This is a genomic window from Vibrio scophthalmi, from assembly GCF_040869025.1.
GTDB lineage: Bacteria > Pseudomonadota > Gammaproteobacteria > Enterobacterales > Vibrionaceae > Vibrio > Vibrio scophthalmi.
On sequence record NZ_CP134271.1, the window covers coordinates 3,215,799 to 3,234,767 of the forward strand.

Annotated in this window: 17 protein-coding genes and 2 pseudogenes; 12 read left to right on the plus strand and 7 right to left on the minus strand. The window is 44.5% G+C overall.

What is annotated here, in order from left to right; all coding sequences use genetic code 11:
• The first annotated feature begins 179 nt into the window (after positions 1-179).
• The 5 genes from RJD38_RS14555 (at position 180) to cdd (ending at position 4,362) form a co-directional block, all read left to right on the plus strand.
• On the plus strand, positions 180-557 hold the full coding sequence (locus tag RJD38_RS14555) for a RidA family protein (protein ID WP_005597559.1): 378 nt from the start codon (positions 180-182) through the stop codon (positions 555-557).
• Positions 558-776: 219 nt separating this feature from the next.
• Entirely contained in the window at positions 777-2,201 is a 1,425-nt protein-coding gene (gene sbcB, locus RJD38_RS14560; RefSeq protein WP_005597561.1) for an exodeoxyribonuclease I, read from the plus strand.
• 43 nt (positions 2,202-2,244) lie between these two features.
• Positions 2,245-2,610: a CidA/LrgA family protein gene (locus RJD38_RS14565; protein WP_005597563.1), complete on the plus strand. Its 366-nt coding sequence runs from the start codon at positions 2,245-2,247 to the stop codon at positions 2,608-2,610.
• Positions 2,610-3,287 carry a CidB/LrgB family autolysis modulator gene (locus tag RJD38_RS14570; RefSeq protein WP_005597565.1) on the plus strand — a complete coding sequence of 226 codons (678 nt, stop codon included), beginning with the start codon at positions 2,610-2,612 and terminating at the stop codon, positions 3,285-3,287. Before RJD38_RS14565 ends, RJD38_RS14570 begins: the two co-directional genes overlap by 1 nt.
• Before the next feature lie 187 nt (positions 3,288-3,474).
• Positions 3,475-4,362, plus strand: coding sequence for a cytidine deaminase (gene cdd / locus RJD38_RS14575; protein WP_065430324.1), 888 nt, complete (start codon positions 3,475-3,477; stop codon positions 4,360-4,362).
• 108 nt (positions 4,363-4,470) lie between these two features.
• Here cdd and RJD38_RS14580 read toward each other — a convergent pair whose 3' ends face one another.
• Positions 4,471-5,682 carry an HD-GYP domain-containing protein gene (locus tag RJD38_RS14580; RefSeq protein WP_065430323.1) on the minus strand — a complete coding sequence of 404 codons (1,212 nt, stop codon included), beginning with the start codon at positions 5,680-5,682 and terminating at the stop codon, positions 4,471-4,473.
• A gap of 271 nt (positions 5,683-5,953) precedes the next feature.
• A pseudogene (locus RJD38_RS14585) lies at positions 5,954-6,046 on the minus strand (response regulator); the annotation flags it as partial.
• Positions 6,047-6,156: 110 nt separating this feature from the next.
• Here RJD38_RS14585 and RJD38_RS14590 point away from each other — a divergent pair.
• Positions 6,157-7,365, plus strand: a complete 1,209-nt coding sequence (locus RJD38_RS14590) for an IS4 family transposase (protein ID WP_032073033.1) — start codon at positions 6,157-6,159, stop codon at positions 7,363-7,365.
• A 13-nt stretch (positions 7,366-7,378) separates the two neighbouring features.
• Here RJD38_RS14590 and RJD38_RS14595 read toward each other — a convergent pair.
• The 3 genes and pseudogenes from RJD38_RS14595 to RJD38_RS14605 form a co-directional block, all read right to left on the minus strand.
• Positions 7,379-7,765: pseudogene (locus RJD38_RS14595) on the minus strand (response regulator); the annotation flags it as partial.
• Position 7,766: 1 nt separating this feature from the next.
• Positions 7,767-9,089, minus strand: coding sequence for an ATP-binding protein (locus tag RJD38_RS14600; protein WP_005597571.1), 1,323 nt, complete (start codon positions 9,087-9,089; stop codon positions 7,767-7,769).
• A 3-nt stretch (positions 9,090-9,092) separates the two neighbouring features.
• The gene (locus RJD38_RS14605; protein WP_065430322.1) at positions 9,093-10,511 is read right to left on the minus strand and encodes an SLC13 family permease; all 1,419 of its coding nucleotides are present in this window, start codon (positions 10,509-10,511) and stop codon (positions 9,093-9,095) included.
• A 242-nt stretch (positions 10,512-10,753) separates the two neighbouring features.
• Here RJD38_RS14605 and purT point away from each other — a divergent pair, with 242 nt between their 5' ends.
• Positions 10,754-11,929, plus strand: coding sequence for a formate-dependent phosphoribosylglycinamide formyltransferase (gene purT, locus RJD38_RS14610; RefSeq protein ID WP_065430321.1), 1,176 nt, complete (start codon positions 10,754-10,756; stop codon positions 11,927-11,929).
• Between the two features lie 76 nt (positions 11,930-12,005).
• On the opposite strand, the gene RJD38_RS14615 is transcribed toward purT, so the two are convergent.
• Positions 12,006-12,653, minus strand: coding sequence for a thiopurine S-methyltransferase (locus tag RJD38_RS14615; RefSeq protein WP_065431090.1), 648 nt, complete (start codon positions 12,651-12,653; stop codon positions 12,006-12,008).
• A gap of 331 nt (positions 12,654-12,984) precedes the next feature.
• Here RJD38_RS14615 and RJD38_RS14620 point away from each other — a divergent pair, with 331 nt between their 5' ends.
• Positions 12,985-13,761 (plus strand): RelA/SpoT domain-containing protein, encoded by a 777-nt coding sequence (locus RJD38_RS14620; protein ID WP_005597575.1) that lies wholly within the window; start codon positions 12,985-12,987, stop codon positions 13,759-13,761.
• 133 nt (positions 13,762-13,894) lie between these two features.
• A complete protein-coding gene (locus RJD38_RS14625; protein ID WP_065430320.1) occupies positions 13,895-14,869 on the plus strand; it encodes a DUF3187 family protein in 975 nt (324 codons plus the stop codon).
• A 10-nt stretch (positions 14,870-14,879) separates the two neighbouring features.
• Here RJD38_RS14625 and RJD38_RS14630 read toward each other — a convergent pair whose 3' ends face one another.
• Complete coding sequence (locus RJD38_RS14630; protein WP_065430319.1) at positions 14,880-15,623, minus strand: sporulation protein; 744 nt, start codon at positions 15,621-15,623, stop codon at positions 14,880-14,882.
• A 248-nt stretch (positions 15,624-15,871) separates the two neighbouring features.
• Here RJD38_RS14630 and hutC point away from each other — a divergent pair, with 248 nt between their 5' ends.
• The 3 genes from hutC to hutG all read left to right on the plus strand — a co-directional run bounded on the left by hutC (position 15,872) and on the right by hutG (position 18,950).
• Positions 15,872-16,585, plus strand: a complete 714-nt coding sequence (gene hutC / locus RJD38_RS14635; protein WP_005597578.1) for a histidine utilization repressor — start codon at positions 15,872-15,874, stop codon at positions 16,583-16,585.
• A gap of 102 nt (positions 16,586-16,687) precedes the next feature.
• Positions 16,688-17,959 (plus strand): imidazolonepropionase, encoded by a 1,272-nt coding sequence (gene hutI / locus RJD38_RS14640; RefSeq protein ID WP_065545282.1) that lies wholly within the window; start codon positions 16,688-16,690, stop codon positions 17,957-17,959.
• Positions 17,952-18,950, plus strand: coding sequence for a formimidoylglutamase (hutG, locus tag RJD38_RS14645; protein ID WP_005597580.1), 999 nt, complete (start codon positions 17,952-17,954; stop codon positions 18,948-18,950). The genes hutI and hutG overlap by 8 nt, the downstream gene beginning before the upstream one ends.
• Positions 18,951-18,969 lie beyond the last annotated feature (19 nt).

Consider the following 18,969-nt stretch of genomic DNA (forward strand, 5'->3'; position numbering starts at 1 on the left):
TATGAAAATCGCTATTTTTCATCGCGTTATCATGACGGCTCTCAAATTTATTTAATCTCACCTATGACACAATCAAGCGCATATTTGGCTTTTGTTGCTTCTTTCACGTGCTGAATTCACACGAACATTGACCGTTATCATCACACGTGTAAGGCAACTTTCTAAGGTAAGGAAATAAAGTGGTACAAAGGATTAATTATGAGTGTTTGCCAAGCGCGGCTGGACCCTACGTTCACGCGACAAAGCACAATGATACGCTGTATGTTTCGGGTTTGACCGCCTTTGGTACTCCCGATCAAAAGGCAAATTTGATTGAACAAAGCAAAGCAGTGTTAGCGCAACTTGGCGCCATTTTAGAGCAAGAAAAACGCTCTCGCAGTGATTTGATTAAATTGACGGTATTCGTGCGTGATATCAGCAAACTGCCCCATATTCGTGAAATTCTTTCCGATTTTTACCAAGGCTATTTGCCAGCTTGTTCGCTGGTCGAAGTGTCACACCTATTTGATTCTGATCTGCATATTGAAATAGAAGCCACCATAGCGCTTCAAGCGTGATCATTTGCCACTAACCCTGATGGGGTTAGTGGTTTTTCCCCTCGGCCTATCTTGAATTTGGCTTCCTTTCGTTGTTACTCATTAACATAACAAGAAGCTAAGTCTGCAGGCTGCTACGCTTAGAAGGCACACAAAGTAGCCGAACTCTCGCGACTTGATTGCTAAGCGCACCACTCAGTGGTCTAATAGTAAAAAAGCCTTTAAACCATGGTAGATAGCATGCAACAAGAGCACCAACCGACGTTTTTCTTCTTCGATTATGAAACGTGGGGAACCAGCCCAGCCAAAGATCGCCCAAGCCAATTTGCGGGAGTACGCACGGACATGGACTTTAATATTATTGGCGAGCCTCTTGTCATCTATTGCCAACCACCCTCAGACTATTTGCCAGGAGTGGAAGCGGCACTGATTACCGGCATTTCTCCCCAACTGGCTGCAAGTAAAGGCCTGATCGAGCCTGAATTTATCCGCCAAATTCATGAACAATTGGCAACGCCAAACACGATTAGCCTTGGTTACAATAGTATTCGTTTTGATGACGAAGTAACGCGCTATACTTGTTACCGCAATTTCTTTGACCCTTATGCGTGGAGCTGGCAAAACGGTAACTCACGTTGGGACTTACTCGATGTGATGCGTGCTTGCCATGCTTTACGCCCTGAAGGTATTGAATGGCCAGAAAACGACGAAGGCTATATTAGCTTCAAACTTGAGCACCTTTCTGTGGCAAACGGCATTGAACACGCCAATGCGCACGATGCGATGGCTGATGTTATCGCCACAATCGAACTGGCAAAAAAAATCAAAGCCGCACAACCAAAACTGTTTGATTACTTCCTTACCATGCGTCATAAGCGCAAGCTCAACGAATTGGTCGATATCGTCAATATGACCCCGCTGATGCATGTCTCGGGAATGCTTGGCCGTGAATGCAACTATACCAGCTGGATTGTGCCTGTCGCTTGGCACCCAACCAATAAAAATGCAGTTATTGTGGTTGATCTCGCCAAAGATCCGCAAGTATTGTTCGATCTGGATGAGAATGCGTTGAAAGAGCGCCTATATACCAAACACAGTGATTTGGCTCCTGATGAGTTGCCCGTTCCTGTGAAGCTGGTGCATTTGAACAAATGTCCGATTCTTGCCCCTGCGAAAACACTGACGGCAGAAAATGCCGACAAGATTGGTATCGATCGTGAACAGTGCTTACAAAACTTACAAGTGCTCCGTCAACACCCAGAGATCCGAGAAAAATTGATTGGCTTGTTCGCTGTTGAACGTGAATATGAAAAGAGCGCTGACGTTGATACTCAACTTTATGATGGATTCTTTTCACCCGCGGATCGCGCTGCGATGGACATTGTTCGTCAAACCGAACCTGAGCACTTAGCGGCGCTTGATATCACCTTCAGCGATGCGCGTATCGAACCGCTATTGTTCCGTTATCGTGCGCGTAACTTCCCATGGACACTCACCGAGCAAGAACAACTTCGTTGGAATAGCCACTGCCAGGACTACTTCCAAAGTCGCATGGACGAGTACATGCTAAATTTTGAAAACTTAGTTCACGAACATGAAAGTGATACAAAGAAAATCACTCTATTAAAATCTGTGTATCAATACGTAGAGAAGCTTGTTTCGTAATCGACAAGCTCTTCAACACCGTTCTTCGCTTACGGCTAAAAATATGGCTAAAACGTTTTTAAAATACGCAGTATCCATGGGGTTAATATTCCTCTGCTTACTTGCGGGCACCAATATCCAACAACTGGTTGGTACATCAATACCTGGTAGCATCATTGGTATGCTAATTCTTTTTGCTTTAATGGCCAGTGGCCTTGTCTCATCGGATTGGGTTAAGCCGAGTGCTAACTTGTTTATCCGTTACATGATTTTGCTGTTTGTTCCTATCAGTGTTGGCTTAATGGAACACTTCGACACCCTAATCCATAACGCGCTGCCAATTTTGGCCAGTGCTGTTGGTGGTACGCTGATCGTTCTGGTGACTCTCGGGCTCTTTCTTGATCGCTTACTTAAGAAGGGGAACAAATAATGTGGTTGATTGTTACTGTCGTGGTGTTTTTCTTCGCCCGTTGGCTAAGCCGTAAATGCAATACACCCCTGATGAATCCCTTGCTGATCAGTATTGGCATTTTGATCCCGCTATTGATATTTTGCAAAATTCCGTTTGAAACTTATTATGCCGACAATCAATGGATCAGTTTTTTACTGCAACCTGCTGTGGTGGCATTAGCTTACCCACTTTACGAACAGTTACCACAGATCCGAGCGAATTGGCGCATCATCATGTTGGCATGTAGTGTAGGCTCCGTGATGTCGATGTTTACTGCCAGTGTTATCGCAGTCTACATGCAAGCAGACATGTCGCTGATTGCTAGCCTATTGGGTAAATCTGTAACCACCCCCATCGCAATGGAAGTCTCGCGTAATTTGGGCGGCGAACCTGCAATTGCTGCAATATTAGTGCTGATTGTTGGCTTGTTTGGGGCCATTCTCGCCTATCCAATTTATAACTTACTTAACATCACTCACCCTATTGCTAAAGGCTTAACCATGGGAACGGTTTCCCATGCGCTTGGGACCGCTACTTGCGCTGAAAAAGACGGTGAAGATGCTGCGTTTAGTTCGCTTGCGTTGGTGTTGTGCGGCGTTTTAACCTCAGTTTTAGCGCCCATGTTCTTTGCTTTCGCGGTTTGGCTGCACGGTTAATCCGAAGTTCGCCCCCATTAGTGAGGTCGCATAGTGTGACCTCACTCTAATTGTGAAATGTTAAACGCTGTTGCATTAATTAATGTGATTTAAATCTCGGAAATATCTCTTTTCGATCATAAAATGGGTAGCCAACGCCTTAGCTGTATTAACTAAGAGCGAATGACTGATCTAACAAGGATTCACTATGAGAAGCCGTATCGAACAAGCGCTGGCTGATATTCCATCGAACGTTGCCGAATATCTCGCACCTATCCTACTAGCGGACAACTATGACGCTACATTGAGCTGTGAGCAATTTGATAAACTACTCGAACTATCAGGATTAGAAGACGCTGAGTTACGTGTTGCCCTGCTTCCTTTTGCGGCTGCCTACTCTTACGCACCTATCTCTAACTTTTACGTCGGTGCGATTGTTCGTGGCCTATCGGGTAAGTTGTACTTCGGTGCAAATATGGAAATTATTGGCGCTCAACTTGGTCAAACTGTTCACGCTGAACAATCAGCCATTAGTCACGCATGGATGAAAGGCGAACAAGGCATTTCAGATATCACCATCAACTTTAGCCCTTGTGGTCACTGCCGACAGTTTATGAATGAACTAAGCACGGCTCAAGAGTTGGTGGTGCAATTACCACAACGTGACGAAAAAACCTTGCAAGAATACCTGCCAGAATCTTTTGGCCCAAGTGATTTAGGAATTGAATCAGGCCTGATGACCACAGTCGATCACGGCAAACAGAGTGATGAAAAGGATCCTTTAGTTGTTAAAGCACTTGCAGCACTGAATCGGAGTCATGCTCCATACAGCCAAAACCTAAGTGGTGTGGCACTGCGTATGAAAGATGGTAAGGAATATATCGGTGCTTATGCGGAAAACGCCGCATTTAACCCTAGCCTTCCACCACTGCAAGTCGCGATGGTTCAATTACTTTTAGACAAACAACAACTAGCGGATATTGAATCGGCAGCATTAGCTGAATTGGTTGACGGTAGCATCAGCCACCTTGCCTATACTCAGGCAACATTGGATGCGGTTGATCCAGATATTCCACTGGCTTACCTAGCAGTATAAGCACTGTTTTCAGAAAGGTTCACTCCTCGATAACAAACAACAAAAAGGCGCATTATGCGCCTTTTTCTGTATCAACCGTTTTATATGCCTACAGCAATGCGGTAATGATTACAAATCAAAGAAGGGGGTCGCATCGACTTCTAAATTGTGCGGCGCAATCGCACGTTCAATTTTAATCGGTGCATGCTTAAGATCGATGTAAGCCACATCAACATAGCGCTTATACTTACGTGAATAGAAACATTTTACTTCGGGTTTTAACGGTTCATCTAAGTTGGATGTCCAAACAATCCCAACACGACCATCACTTAATTCTACAATCGATCCTACCGGATAGATGCCGATACAGTTAATAAACTTATAGACAAGATCTTTATCCAGATGATGAGGCGTTAAACTCAGCAAAATTTTAAATGCTTCTGCCGAACTCATGCCCTTTTTATAACAACGATCCGATGTGAGTGCATCGTATATATCGACAATACAACTCATACGACCATGTATTGGAATTTGCTCACCAGCAAGACCTGAAGGGTAACCCTTACCATCTAACTTTTCATGGTGCATCAAACAAACATCGCGAGAAATATCACTCAGTCCTTTAACGTTAGTAATAATTTGCTTGGCGTAAACCTGATGTAATTTCATGTGCTCAAACTCTTCAGGCGTCAAGCGAGCTGGTTTATGCAGCACTTCATCGTCAACTTTTATTTTACCAACATCATGGATAATACCGCCGATGGCCATATGTTTTAACGTCTCTTTGGGCAACTTCAAATGTTGGCCGAAACTGACTAATAAGCAGGCCACATTAACCGAGTGCTCAAGCAGATATTTGTCTTTGTTACGTAAGGCAGAAACACACTGCAAGGCATCTGAATCGGTTAGCACCGATTCAATCAGGTCATCAGCCCAGTTATCGATGTCAGCAACATCAATCACTTTGCCTTCAAAAGTTTGATTAATCAGCTTATGGGCAAGCCCTTTCGCTTCACGAATAATTTTTGAGGCGCGCTGCTGCTGAGAAAATCGGCTACTTCTTTTTGGTGCCGTTGATACAGGAGAGACGGTTTGATTTGGGATTGGATTGGAGGCTGAAACGTCTACTGGCTTGAACTCGCACCCATCAGCGGATAACTCGCGGTCAACCCAAGCAAACTTCACGTTACTCTGTCTTAATTGATCGATCGCCTTATCGCTTGCGACACGTCCAGCATTGGCTAAATTAACGCGCTTACTGTGCTCTATTGCTGTTACAAACATGCCAATAGATAAGGTGTCTATTGAAATTTTAATTGATTTATTAGGATCGTATTTCATCAAGACAATATTCTTCAAATCATTATTATAAGTCGGCGAGAATTATATTACGCTCGCGCAAACATTACCTTAATTTATTGTCCATTTGGTTCTTTTCTGTGCAAATATCGCAAAAACAACAAAATCTGTTGCGCAGATTATTGAAAGTGTATCACAAACCATTCCAATTCCCGCAATAAAACCAAGGACTTACTAAGCCCTTGGTTTCTACATTCACCTAAAAAAGCATACTTTATATTTCAAAGTTAAAATATTTAACGCGGTCACATTATTATCTTAAACGTTCCAATACCACTTGCTGATCAAGATGACTATGCAATTCGGTATAATCCAGACCTACATCAAAAATATACATTGTTACCAAGCGCTGAGGAATCCCCTAATGATTTTGATAAAAATCATAAATTTAAGGTAGATGCACATCTTGTCATGTGATCAAATGGTTCTGAGAAAAATCAATAACCAGACAACAAGATGTGCGAACTCGATATTTTACACGACTCTCTTTACCAATTCTGCCCTGAATTGCACTTAAAACGACTCAACAGTTTAACGCTGGCTTGCCACGCATTACTTGAATGTAAAACGCTCACTCTTACCGAACTTGGTCGTAACCTGCCAACGAAAGCCAGAACAAAACATAACATCAAACGAATCGACAGATTGTTAGGTAATCGTCACTTGCACAAAGAGCGACTCGCTGTATACCGTTGGCATGCCAGCTTTATCTGTTCAGGTAATTCGATGCCCATTGTTCTTGTTGACTGGTCTGATATTCGTGAGCAAAAACGGCTTATGGTATTGCGGGCTTCGGTGGCACTACATGGTCGTTCTATTACTCTTTATGAGAAAGCCTTTCCGCTTTCAGAGCAATGTTCAAAGAAGGCTCATGACCAATTTCTAGCCGACCTTGCAAGCATTCTACCGAGTAACACTACACCGCTCATTGTCAGTGATGCTGGCTTTAAAGTGCCATGGTATAAATCCGTTGAAAAGCTAGGTTGGTACTGGTTAAGTCGAGTCAGAGGGAAAGTGCAATATGCAGATTTAGGTGCGGAAAACTGGCAACCTATCAGCAACTTACATAGCATATCCTCAAGTCGCTCAAAGACTTTAGGCTATAAGAGGTTGACTAAGAGCAACCCAATTTCATGTCAAATTGCACTGTATAAATCACGTCCTAAAGGCCGAAAAAATCAGCGTTCGACACGGACTAATTGTCATCATCCGTCACCTAAAATCTACTCCGCTTCGACAAAAGAACCATGGGTTTTAGCGACTAACTTGCCCGTTGAAATCCGAACACCAAAGCAACTTGTTAGGCTCTACTCGAAGCGTATGCAAATTGAAGAAACCTTCCGAGACTTGAAAAGCCCAGCCTACGGTTTAGGCCTCCGTCATAGCCGAACTAGCAGCTCAGAGCGCTTTGATATCATGCTGCTAATCGCCCTAATGCTTCAACTGACATTTTGGCTTGCTGGAGTTCATGGTCAGAAACAAGGTTGGGATAAGCACTTCCAAGCTAACACTGTCAAAAATCGAAATGTACTCTCAACAGTGCGCTTAGGGATGGAAGTTTTGCGGCATTCTGGCTACACAATAACGAGGGAAGACTTGCTCGCGGCTGCAACCCTGCTTGCTCAAAATCTATTCAAACATGGTTGTGCTTTGGGGAAATTATGAGGGGATCCCTCAGTACCAAGCGTTTAATTGCATCAACCAATACGTCTGCTTGCCATGGTTTTTCAAAATACTGATTGATACCCGCCGCATTAATGGCATTGATAGTATCGGTATGTGTCGCTTGCCCGGTCAGCAATATCTTTTTAGTATGAGCAAAACGACGGTCTTGCTGCACTTCTGAAAGTAATTCAACCCCCGTTTTTCCCGGCATGACATGATCAGAGACAATCAGCGCAATGTACTCACCTTCTGCGTCGAGATCATCCATAAGCTGCAGCACTTCGTCAGCCGATTCACAATCTTCGATATTTAACCAAGCAGTTAATGGCTCAAGATCTTGCAATACGGCACTAAGAACCTCACGTTGGTCATCAACACAAATCACATTAAGCTTGTCCATATTAATCCTCAATCGGTAATTTAATTCTGAATATCGTTAGGTCTGCATCACTCTTGACCGCAATGCTTCCGCCGTAGCCTGAAATAATTCTTCTCACAATGGATAACCCTAACCCTAAACCAAACGATAAACCGCCCTTCTTGGTGGTAAAGTTTGGATCAAATATTTTGCGTCTTGTTGATGAATCTATTTCAGGGCCATTATTGGCAATGGTGATTAAGATTCGATTTTTACTGTGTCTTGTTTGGATCTCTATTTCCGGTTCATCAACATCAAGCATTGCATCACAGGCATTTTTAATAATGTTTACCCATACTTGAACCAACTCCGTTTGCGAACCTACAAAAAGTGGCAATGTGGCTGGCCGGATACGCACAGCGACACGACGAAGATCACTTTGCAATAATGAAACTGCGCGGTTAATGCTTTCGTTTATATCGATCTCTTCAACGGTTTCAACATCGGCTCTACCTAACTGCTTCACCGACTTTACAATGCCAACAGTATGCTTCGAAGCAATGCGCAAATCATGCAGATCACGCCCCATTTGCCAGTATTTTATCGCTTCATGAGGGTTCTTTAACCAATGCGACGAAATCGACTCATTCGGCAGCGCACGCGCTAATTCTTTCGCTATAAGCTTGTCCAAGCCATAGCGTTGTTCAAGTTGCTTGCCTCGACTGCGCGCTTCACTTGACGAGACTTTTTGCCCATGCATTAAGCCGTAATCAAAGAACTGACTTGCTTCTGGGTGAACCTCTTCTAATAGCGACATGATGACATTTTCTAGCCGCTCTGATTTGCTGCTCACCACACCAATTGCATTGTTTAGCTCATGAGCAATCCCTGCGGCTAATTGACCTAGAGTGGTCATCTGCTCAGCCAAATTGAGCTTTTGCAAAGCCTTCTCTTTCGCCAATGCTTCTTGTGTCACTCTTCGCTGTCTTCTCGATAACTCGTTGACAATCACTGGCGTGAATTGAGCTGTCAAAGGCCCATAGTTCTCCTCTTCTACCGCTTGGGTATTTCGATCAATCCATGCCAGTTCAACATCACTTTTCGCGATGACCGTTGAAGAGGCCGTCCACGTACCAGAGAAAAAACTGTGCACACCAATAAAAGCGCCCTGTCCGGCAGAAAACACTTGTGTGAGATCTTCACCATTTTCGCTAAAGTAGCCGCCTAACTCACCATTTAACACATAGAAAAGACGTTCATTGGATCCGTCTTGCTCAATCAGGGTGCACCCAGCTTCCACCAGCACGATACGCTCAGGCTGGCTAAAATAGCGTTCAATGAGAGTCTTTAAATCTGCTTGATACATCACTTAGCCAATATGACCGACAAAGTGAAGCACCCAAACCAACACAAAACTCAATGCGACGCCAACAACACCCAATACGACGCCAACACGTGCCATTTGATTGCTTTGTACATTACCAGTGGCATGAGCCAAAGCATTTGGTGGTGTACTGATTGGCAACGACATCCCTAATGATGCGGCAAAAGTCACCACAAGAATTAGAGTAACTTCGCCACCAAGTGGTGCCAAAGAGGTCATTGAAGCACCAAGTGCTGCCATGATCGGCATCAGCAAGTTGGCCGTTGCAGTGTGGGACATAAAGTTTGCCATCAACAAACACAAGAAGGCTGCACCAAATAGCACAACATATGGCGAGTATTCATCGAATGGGATGCTATGCACCACTTCACGGGCAAGACCGGTTTTATCGAGCGCAAGACCCAAAGCAATACCGCCTGAAACGAGCCACAACACATCCCACGATATTTTTTTCAAATCTTCTTTATTAATAATGCCCGTCAATGAGAACACCGCAACCGGAATTAGCGCCACTGTATAAGAGTTCATGCCATGACTTGATCCCATCAGCCACAACAAAATCGTTAGGCCGAAGGTTATGTAAACCACGATTGCTTTCGGCGTTTTTAGGAATTTACCTTTAATATCAAGATCAATCGTCTTTTGTTCCGCACTGTAAAGATGATTAATCAGGAACCAAGCCAGCGCCATCATCACGACCACAAATGGCACACCAAAGGCCATCCATTCTCCGAACGAAATGTAGTTCTCTCCGACCAAGTATTTCAGCGCAATCGCATTGGGTGGCGTGCCGATTGGTGTACCGATACCACCAATGTTTGCGGCAACTGGAATACATAATGCAAATGCAACTCTTCCTGGATCTTTAGGGCCGAAAACCGCAATCACCGGCGTTAAGATAGAGAGCATCATCGCCGTCGTTGCCGTGTTAGACATAAACATCGAGAAAATGGCGGTGATGAGCATCAAGCCCAGCATGACGTATTTTGGGTCACGACCAAATGGTTTGAGAAGAACACGTGCTAAGTTGACGTCTAGACGATATTTTGTCGCCGCCATTGCAAGGAAAAAACCACCTAAAAATAGCATGATAATTGGGCTAGCAAAGGTGGCCATTATTTCATTGTATTTAAGCAGTTCACCAAACTGGGGGTCGTCTTGGGCAAGGCGGAAAAAGATTAAACCTTTATCCGATAGCATCAATAGCTCAAGCACAATAATCAGCACTGACGTGGCATAGATTGGAATGGGTTCTAATACCCAACATAAAGCTGCGAGTAAGAAAATGGCAATCACGCGCTGCTGGAGAATAGTAATCCCTTCAAACGGGAACGCACTTAACGGCATTAAAAGAATCAACAGTGGGATCACCACCGGGATTATATATTTAAAATAAGAACGCATAACGTCACAACTCTTCCTGAGATTTTAATAGTGAACCCGTATCATCCGCTTGTTTTTGCAGCGAAACGTAGCTTTAGATCAATGAATATTCATTCAAAAATACCCTACTCATAAAACTGTGCTTCATGTCTTGTTTTACAAGTAATTAGCCGTGTAATCAACAAAAAGCAAACGTTTGCTTTTTGTGTTTAATCCAGTATGATTCGTGCCAGTTCTCGATATCTTTAGATGAAAGGTTATGTATGTTTGGCACCGCTACTTGTGAAAACTCTACCCGTGTTCTTCTGCTTGGTTCTGGTGAACTAGGTAAAGAAGTCGCTATCGAATGTCACCGTTTAGGATTAGAAGTGATCGCCTGTGATCGCTACCCTAATGCCCCTGCGATGCAGGTAGCTCATCGTAGTTATGTGCTGGATATGCTGGATGGCGACGCGCTGGCTGAGATTATTGCCAAAGAACAACCTGCTTATGTCGTTCCAGAAATTGAAGCCATTGCGACTGACAAACTGGTTGAACTGGAAGCGCAAGGTCTTAACGTGGTACCGACGGCGAAGGCAACCAAGCTGACCATGAACCGCGAAGGCATTCGTCGTCTTGCCGCTGAAGAGCTACAACTGACCACATCTCCTTATCGTTTTGCTGATAACTATGATGATTTCGTGGCGGCAATTGAAGCGGTTGGGATTCCGTGTGTTTGCAAACCCGTAATGAGTTCATCAGGCAAAGGCCAGAGCGTTATTAAAACGGTCGCAGATGTTGAAACCGCATGGCATTACGCCCAAGAAGGTGGCCGCACTGGTGCTGGCCGTGTCATCGTGGAAGGCTTTATCGACTTTGACTATGAAATCACCCTTTTAACGGTTCGCGCTGTTGATGGCATTCATTTTTGTGCACCGATAGGTCATCGCCAAGAAGATGGCGATTACCGTGAATCCTGGCAACCACAATTGATGTCGATTGCGGCATTAAATGCAGCGCAACATGCAGCAGGTAAAGTCGTCGATGCTTTAGGCGGATACGGTATTTTTGGTGTTGAACTGTTTATCAAAGGCGATACGGTGATCTTTAATGAAGTCTCTCCTCGCCCGCACGACACAGGCTTAGTCACATTGATGTCGCAAGAAATGTCTGAATTTGCCCTACATGTACGCGCCTTTACGGGTATGCCGATTTCAACCATCGCTCAATTAGGCCCAGCTGCTTCTGCGGTAATCCTTGGTCAAGGTACGTCAAACAACCTCCGTTTTGAAGGCATGGCTGATGCACTTTCTGCCCCGCAAACGCAACTGCGCCTGTTTGGTAAGCCTGATATCGACGGCCGCCGCCGTTTAGGTGTGGCGATTACGCGTCGTGATAGTATCGAGCAAGCGATCGAAGATGCGGTTGAGGCAGCCAGTAAAGTTAAGGTGATCTACTAATTCATCACCCATCCACGATTTAAACAAAAAACGCTTGCCGAGTGGCAAGCGTTATTCATTTTAATCCAACCCGAAATCAACTCTCGATTAAAAAGACTTCCTCAGCAAAACGAGACAAGCCTTTTTGAGCTCTTTTAGGGTGATTATCACCTGCTTCATCGCGATACAGCTTAGTGACTTTAAATTCACTAAAGTGACGCAGCACTTCTTGCTCCGGTACTGAGAACGGAGGACCCACCATTTCTTCTTGCGGGTAATCAAGGCTCACCAACAAAATACGACCACCTGACTTCAAACGTGTTTTCAAACAAGCGACGTATTCATCTCTCATCGTTTCAGGCAATGCAATTAATGCCGCACGATCATAAATGATATCAACCGGTTTGATTGGCGCCGTAAAGTAATCACCGATATAAATGGACAGCTCATCAAACTGAAACAGTTCATGTTGCCCTCCAACAGGCATTACCATCGGTGTATAAAAATGCTCGGCGAAAAAAGCTCTAACCGCAATATTGCTAAGCTCTACCCCCTGTACATCCTGATGCTTTGTCGCAAGCCAAACCAAATCTTCAGACTTACCACACAAAGGAACAAAGACACTATCGCTTGAGCTTGGATTGGTCATTGGCCAGTATTGAATAAGCAGCGGGTTGACATCATCAAGGTGAAAACCAATTTGATTAGAGGCCCATTTGTTGTGCCAAAACTCTGGATCGTTCATTATAATTTTTCTCAGCTGACTTTTAAGCGCTAAGCCTAACCAAAAGCTGACCAAATTTAAACATTCCCTTCAGATTCTGTTCATCTAGAGTCGATATACTTAGTTACATTCTTTGGCTGAACTAACTGAGGTTAAGCGACTCAAATTACACAGAAATGAGAGCAAGTTAAAACTTTTGAACGATAACAATCTGTTAAGATTGAGTTCCAAACACTTGCCCCCATAAAGGGTATATACCAAGTGATGAACTTGGATATACAGACTGTTTTACTTAGTAGCTATGCCTTTAGTTGCCCTTTTTTCTAAGTAACGACAATTCTGAGGAGAGTGAATGAGCTTATTCCTGCGCACGACGGCACTGATGCTATTGATGCTAAGCCGCGCCCCAGCTTTTGCCGCGATTCCAGTGGCAGCGCCAAGTAATGACGGCAGTCGCAGCGCGAATCAAAATCAAGTCTGTTCGAAAGCCTTCAAGCACAATTTAAGTGGCTTGTACGGCATCAAATCGACTAACCAAACTCCAAATCAACCCTACAGTGACTTTGATGTGCTCTATAGCAAAGCGCATCAGGCACAATTCGAACTTGAAACCATCTGTAAAAGTACAGCCCTATTAACCAACACCGAAGCCTATTTTGCTGGTGTTAAATCATCTCAAAGAGCAAAAGAAAAAGTCGCTTTAGAGTTAGATGGCCAAGTAAACCGTATTACCGATTTAGCCCGCGCAACCATCGTTGCTGATGATGTGGCTAGCCTAATGGAAGTCTTTGAAGTTCTGGATCGTGAAACAACGATTGTACGTGTGAAAAACCGCTTTAAACAACCAGCAGCATCAGGCTACCGTGATCTCAACGTGTTGGTTCAACTACCAAAAACCAACTTAATCGCCGAAGTTCAGCTCCATCTTAAAGCCATCGCCGATGTAAAATCAGGCCCTGAGCATAAACTGTATGAGCAAATCCAACGTATTGAACGTAATGCTGACCACCAGCAGCGTGCACTTAGCCAGTTTGAAACCGCACAAATTGACAATATGCGTCGCCAATCTCGCCAACTCTACCAAGACGCTTGGCAGCCCTATATAACCACACGCTTAAGCGCTGCTTAATCAGCCACTAAGTATTCTCTTCCTTCTAAACAGGCTGTCTTAACAGCCTGTTTTTATTTCCATCAATTTCACTGCATACACACTCTTAAACTATAGTTTTATCAAGAACAATAAGAATAAGTGTGAGGTTGGAGTGAAAGCGATTTACTTCATCGTGTTAGCGATTGGATCGGCATGCAGCCATGCTCTAGAAGATATAGATGTTGATTACGGCCCATTGCAGACGTATGCGCAATCCCCGTTTATCACCAATGGATTAGCGCCGCAATTACGCTCTGGCTTTTCGCTGCCTCAGCAAGAGGTTGAACTTCATGGTTCGTTCACTCTCGCTAGCATTTGGGCAAATAATGACAAATACCAACTCGACTACTACCAAAATCAGCTCCAACTCGGGGGGAAATGGCAGCTTTCACCGCTATGGCAAGCAGAGTTAGGTTATCGCTGGAATTACGCTGCCAATAATCATTTAGACTCTTTTATCATGGATTTTCATGATTGGTTTTCGATTGATCAAAACGGTCGGGATGAGGTTGCTAAACACCGTTTCGTAATCGATATGCCTGAATATCAAATTGAACAACGAGACTTTCGTGGCGAAGTGTTCAGCCAAGGCCTATTCGGTTATTTACAATATCAACTGTATCAAAGCCAACATCACGGGGTTTCACTCGGAGCAAGTCTCTATTACAGCGATATCGGGCAGGCGATCTTTGCCCATAGTGATTGGGAGCAAGCCATTCAAGTTAACTATGGTTATCGCCGTGGCAAACATGGTTTTGACGCAACGTTGAGCCAAACTTTTCGTGATACGCCAACCAACTTTACCCATATGCCCTATCGCTCGAACAATTGGAGCACGGGCATGAGTTACCGTTATCAATGGTTTGAGCATCATTTTGTGGTCGTGCAAGTTTCACTATACGAGGGGATCGTAGATGACGATGGCAGCTTTGCCGACATCGCGACGGAATTTACCCTCGGCTATCGTTATCAAATGCGCAGCTCAGCAATCGAATTTTCGGTTATTGAGAATGGTATTAATGCGGACAACAGTACCGACGTCGCCTTTACGCTCGCTTATCGGTACCGTTTTAACACGCATCATTGAACGTTGTTTGCTAGATCGCGAGAACACGCGCCACAGCGGATCTCACCTCATCATCTGATGCTGTTTTTGCCAAGCTAAACGAAAGATATTGATCACCACGCATGCCAAGTGAACGATCCACTTCTGCTAAACAATGCACCCAACTTCCTTCCAAAATAAACGACAACTCGATCTCTTTTTTATTGATAAAGGCGTTGTTGCTAAATTCAATTTCTTGATAACAACCTGATTTAGAACTGAAGTTTTGTCCACGCAAAAAGCCTTTTTCAACATCCGCTTTGACCATTGAAAATCCGCCTTGCTCGATAGCCGCAATCACTTTTGAGACCACAGCCAGCGGTCTTACTTCGACAAAGTCACGATCTTTAGGGTCAACTGCGAAATCGATATCCAACGTTGTTTCAAGCCATACATGACACTGATTCTTACGTGCATTTAAAGCGGTGATTGGCGTTTCGTCATCCAGTTTCAATTCAAAAGGCACTTGCTTATGTTGGTTCGCACCGATAACGAAAGGTTGCACTGCATGCAATTGGCCCAACAAAAACGCTTGATAACTGACTCCTTCGTCGGATTCCACTTTAACTTCTGTGCATAATTTTAGACTGATGGCATCTATGTGCTGATCAACCTCACCGCCTTGAATATGGACCGTCCCCTTTAGCATGTCACCCTGATAGACAAACGTACTGTCTAAAACAGTATCGACTTTGGCTGCGCCAATACCTAAAGAGGCTTTTAACTTTCCAAACATGAACTTTCCTTTACTAAACTTTGCTTTAATAAACTTTGCTTTAATAAACTTTGCTTTGAGACTTTATTGATTGTTTTTATCACGACTGTTTTTCATTAATGGGTATCTCATATCTGGTTGGAGCCAAGCAAGTGCTTTACCATTAGATTGAGCCTTGTCTCATTCGTTTGGCTAATTTCCAACCAACACTTGCATTTATCTAGTTGCGAGCACTACATTTGTATAGTCAATTTTTTAATGAATCTACTATGTCTCAACGCCCGCTATATCAACAAATTAAATCCTACATTGTCGAGCAAATTGACTCTGGTCACTGGGCAACTGGCGATCGTATTGCGACGGAACTTGAGCTCACTGAGCAATTTAACGTCAGTCGGATGACCGTCAACAAAGCCATTCGTGATTTAGTCAACGAAGGTCGCTTAGAGCGTACCCCTCGTTTGGGCACTTTCGTCTGTCAACCCGCTGAAAAATCCGAATCCCCTTTGGCGGACATTCGTAACATCGCCGATGAAATCATCGCTAGAGGCAAGCACTACAGCAATCAGATATTGCAGCAAAAGCAACTTGTTGCCGATGAAGCGACAGCAACCAAACTGGGAATAAAACTAGGCGCGAACGTCTATTACAGCGAGATTCTCCACCTTGCGGATAATCAGCCAATCCAACTCGAAAAGCGTTGGGTTAACCCCCTGTGCGCCCCTGAATATTTGCAACAAGACTTCAAGCAATTCACTCCGACGGAGTATCTTTTTAAATCATGCCCATTAAGCTCTATCGAACACAGTGTTGAAGCGATTATTGCTAACTCAAAAATATTAGAACAGCTAAAAATGGCACACCATGAACCCTGCTTATTGCTCCATCGCCGTACTTGGAGTGGGCAACAACTCGTTAGCAGCGCTCTGTTATATCATCCCGCATTTCGCTACAAGTTAAGCTCAACAATTAACTTGATTTAGTCGCTTACCCTTTGTATTTGATCACAATTTAACCAAGCACAACTTGATCAATAACCCGTTCAAAACCATTATTTGTATATACATTACAATCTATGGTTTGTTATGGATAAGCAAAAGAATAGGCAATCGCGAAACAGGGCTATCGCATCGGCATCAAAGACCACCGAATTTGATGTCGCATTACTCAATGCGCGCATCGTTTCTATGCAGCCCGGCAAACACGGTTACGCCATAAATTCTAACGCTTATTTGTATCTACGCGACGGTAAAATCGCCGCACTCACCTCTCAGCCTCTCGCAGCAAACGCAAAACAATACATTGATTGCCAAAACAGACTGCTCACTCCCGGCTTTATCGATTGTCACACCCATTTGGTTTACGCTGGTAATCGCGCGGATGAATTTGAAATGCGCTTGCAAGGCATGCCGTATCAAAAAATCGCCGAACAAGGTGGCGGCATCCTCTCCACCGTTGCCGCCACTCGCCAAGCCAGCGAGCAACAATTAGTTGATTTAGCATTACCCCGTTTAGATGGTTTGATTGGTCGCGGCGTGACCACGGTTGAGGTGAAATCCGGCTACGGATTAACACTCAAAGATGAGCTTAAAATGTTGCGTGTAGCGAAACAACTACAAGACCATCGTGCGATTCGTGTCTCCACCACGTTATTAGCCGCTCACACCGTACCAAGCGAATTTAAACACCAGCCTGAGCGATACGTCGATCTGATTTGTGAGGAAATGATCCCCACAGTCGCCGAATTGGGGCTCGCCACCAGCGTTGATGTATTCTGCGAATCGATAGGCTTCAATTTAGCGCAAACGGAACGTATTTTTTTGGCGGCATCCCAGTATCAATTGGGCATCAAAGGCCATACTGAGCAGCTGTCCAATCTTGGAGGAAGTGCCTTAACCGCCAAGTTCAATGGCTTGTCAGTCGATCATTTGGAATATATCGATGAAACCGGCGTGCAAGCGCTAGCTCAAGCAGGGACAGTCGCCACGCTATTACCCGGCGCGTTCTACTTCCTCAACGAAAATCAAAAACCACCCGTGGCACTACTGCGTCAATATAACATTCCGATCGCGCTGGCTACCGATTTAAACCCCGGCACCTCACCTTTCGCAGATTTAACTATGATGATGAATATGGGCTGTACTCTTTTTGGTTTAACACCAGAAGAAGCGCTACGTGGTGTCACACAGCATGCAGCACAAGCGCTTGGTGTTAGTCAGTCTCGCGGACAGATCCAAGTTGGGTTTGACGCCGATATTGCTATTTGGGATGTCGAGCATCCTGCCGAGTTCAGTTATTTGCAAGGCGTACCACGTTTGTACGCGCGATTAGTCAAGGGAGCAATAAGCTATGCCTAATCCACCCAGCACTCAGCAAGAATTCCATTGGCAAGGCCGAATGGATGAAGAAGATGGCGCTGATGGCCTTCGCATTCATCAAATTATTGAACCGATGCAGGTCAAAGACCTTCCTGCCACCAGCAAGGCGGTTAGCATACTAGGATTTGCCTGTGATGCAGGCGTCGCGCGTAATAAAGGCCGTATTGGCGCGCGAAAAGCTCCTGATTTGATCCGCCGAGCACTGGGCAATATGGCCTGGCACCAACCCACAAAACTGATCGATTTAGGCAATGTTGTCTGTGACGATGACTTACTTGAAAAAGCCCAATCTGACTGTGCAGATATTATTGCCAAAGCCCTGAGCACAACGCCTGTGATCACCTTAGGTGGCGGGCACGAAGTCGCTTGGGCATCATTTCAAGGATTAGCCCGATACTTTGAAAAAAACACGCCAAACCAAATCCCCAGAATTGGCATCATCAATTTTGATGCACATTTCGATTTACGCACTTTTGAGCACACCAGCGCCGCGATAAAACCCAGTTCTGGCACCCCTTTTCAGCAAATCGCCAACTATTGTCAGCAAAAACAGTGGCCGTTTCATTATGCCTGTTTAGGGGTGAGTCGGGCCTGCAATACCAAAGCTTTGTTTCAACGCGCTGATGCGCTCAATGTATGGTATGTCGAAGACAAAGATCTCTCTCATCTCAATCATGTTTACCATCTAACGCAACTGCAGCACTTTATCGATAATTGCGATGCTATCTATCTCACCATCGATTTGGATGTCTTCCCCGCGGCGATTGCACCCGGCGTCAGCGCCCCCGCCGCACGAGGCATCAGTCTAGACACACTTAATCTATTTCTCGATCGCATCTTACATTACAAAGATAAGTTGGTGATTGCAGATATCGCTGAATATAACCCGACCTATGATATCGACAGCCAAACAGCCCGATTAGCCGCAAGGTTATGCTGGGATATTGCCAACGCTTTCTCTGAAAAATAGATCACCACAAGGAGTTTGT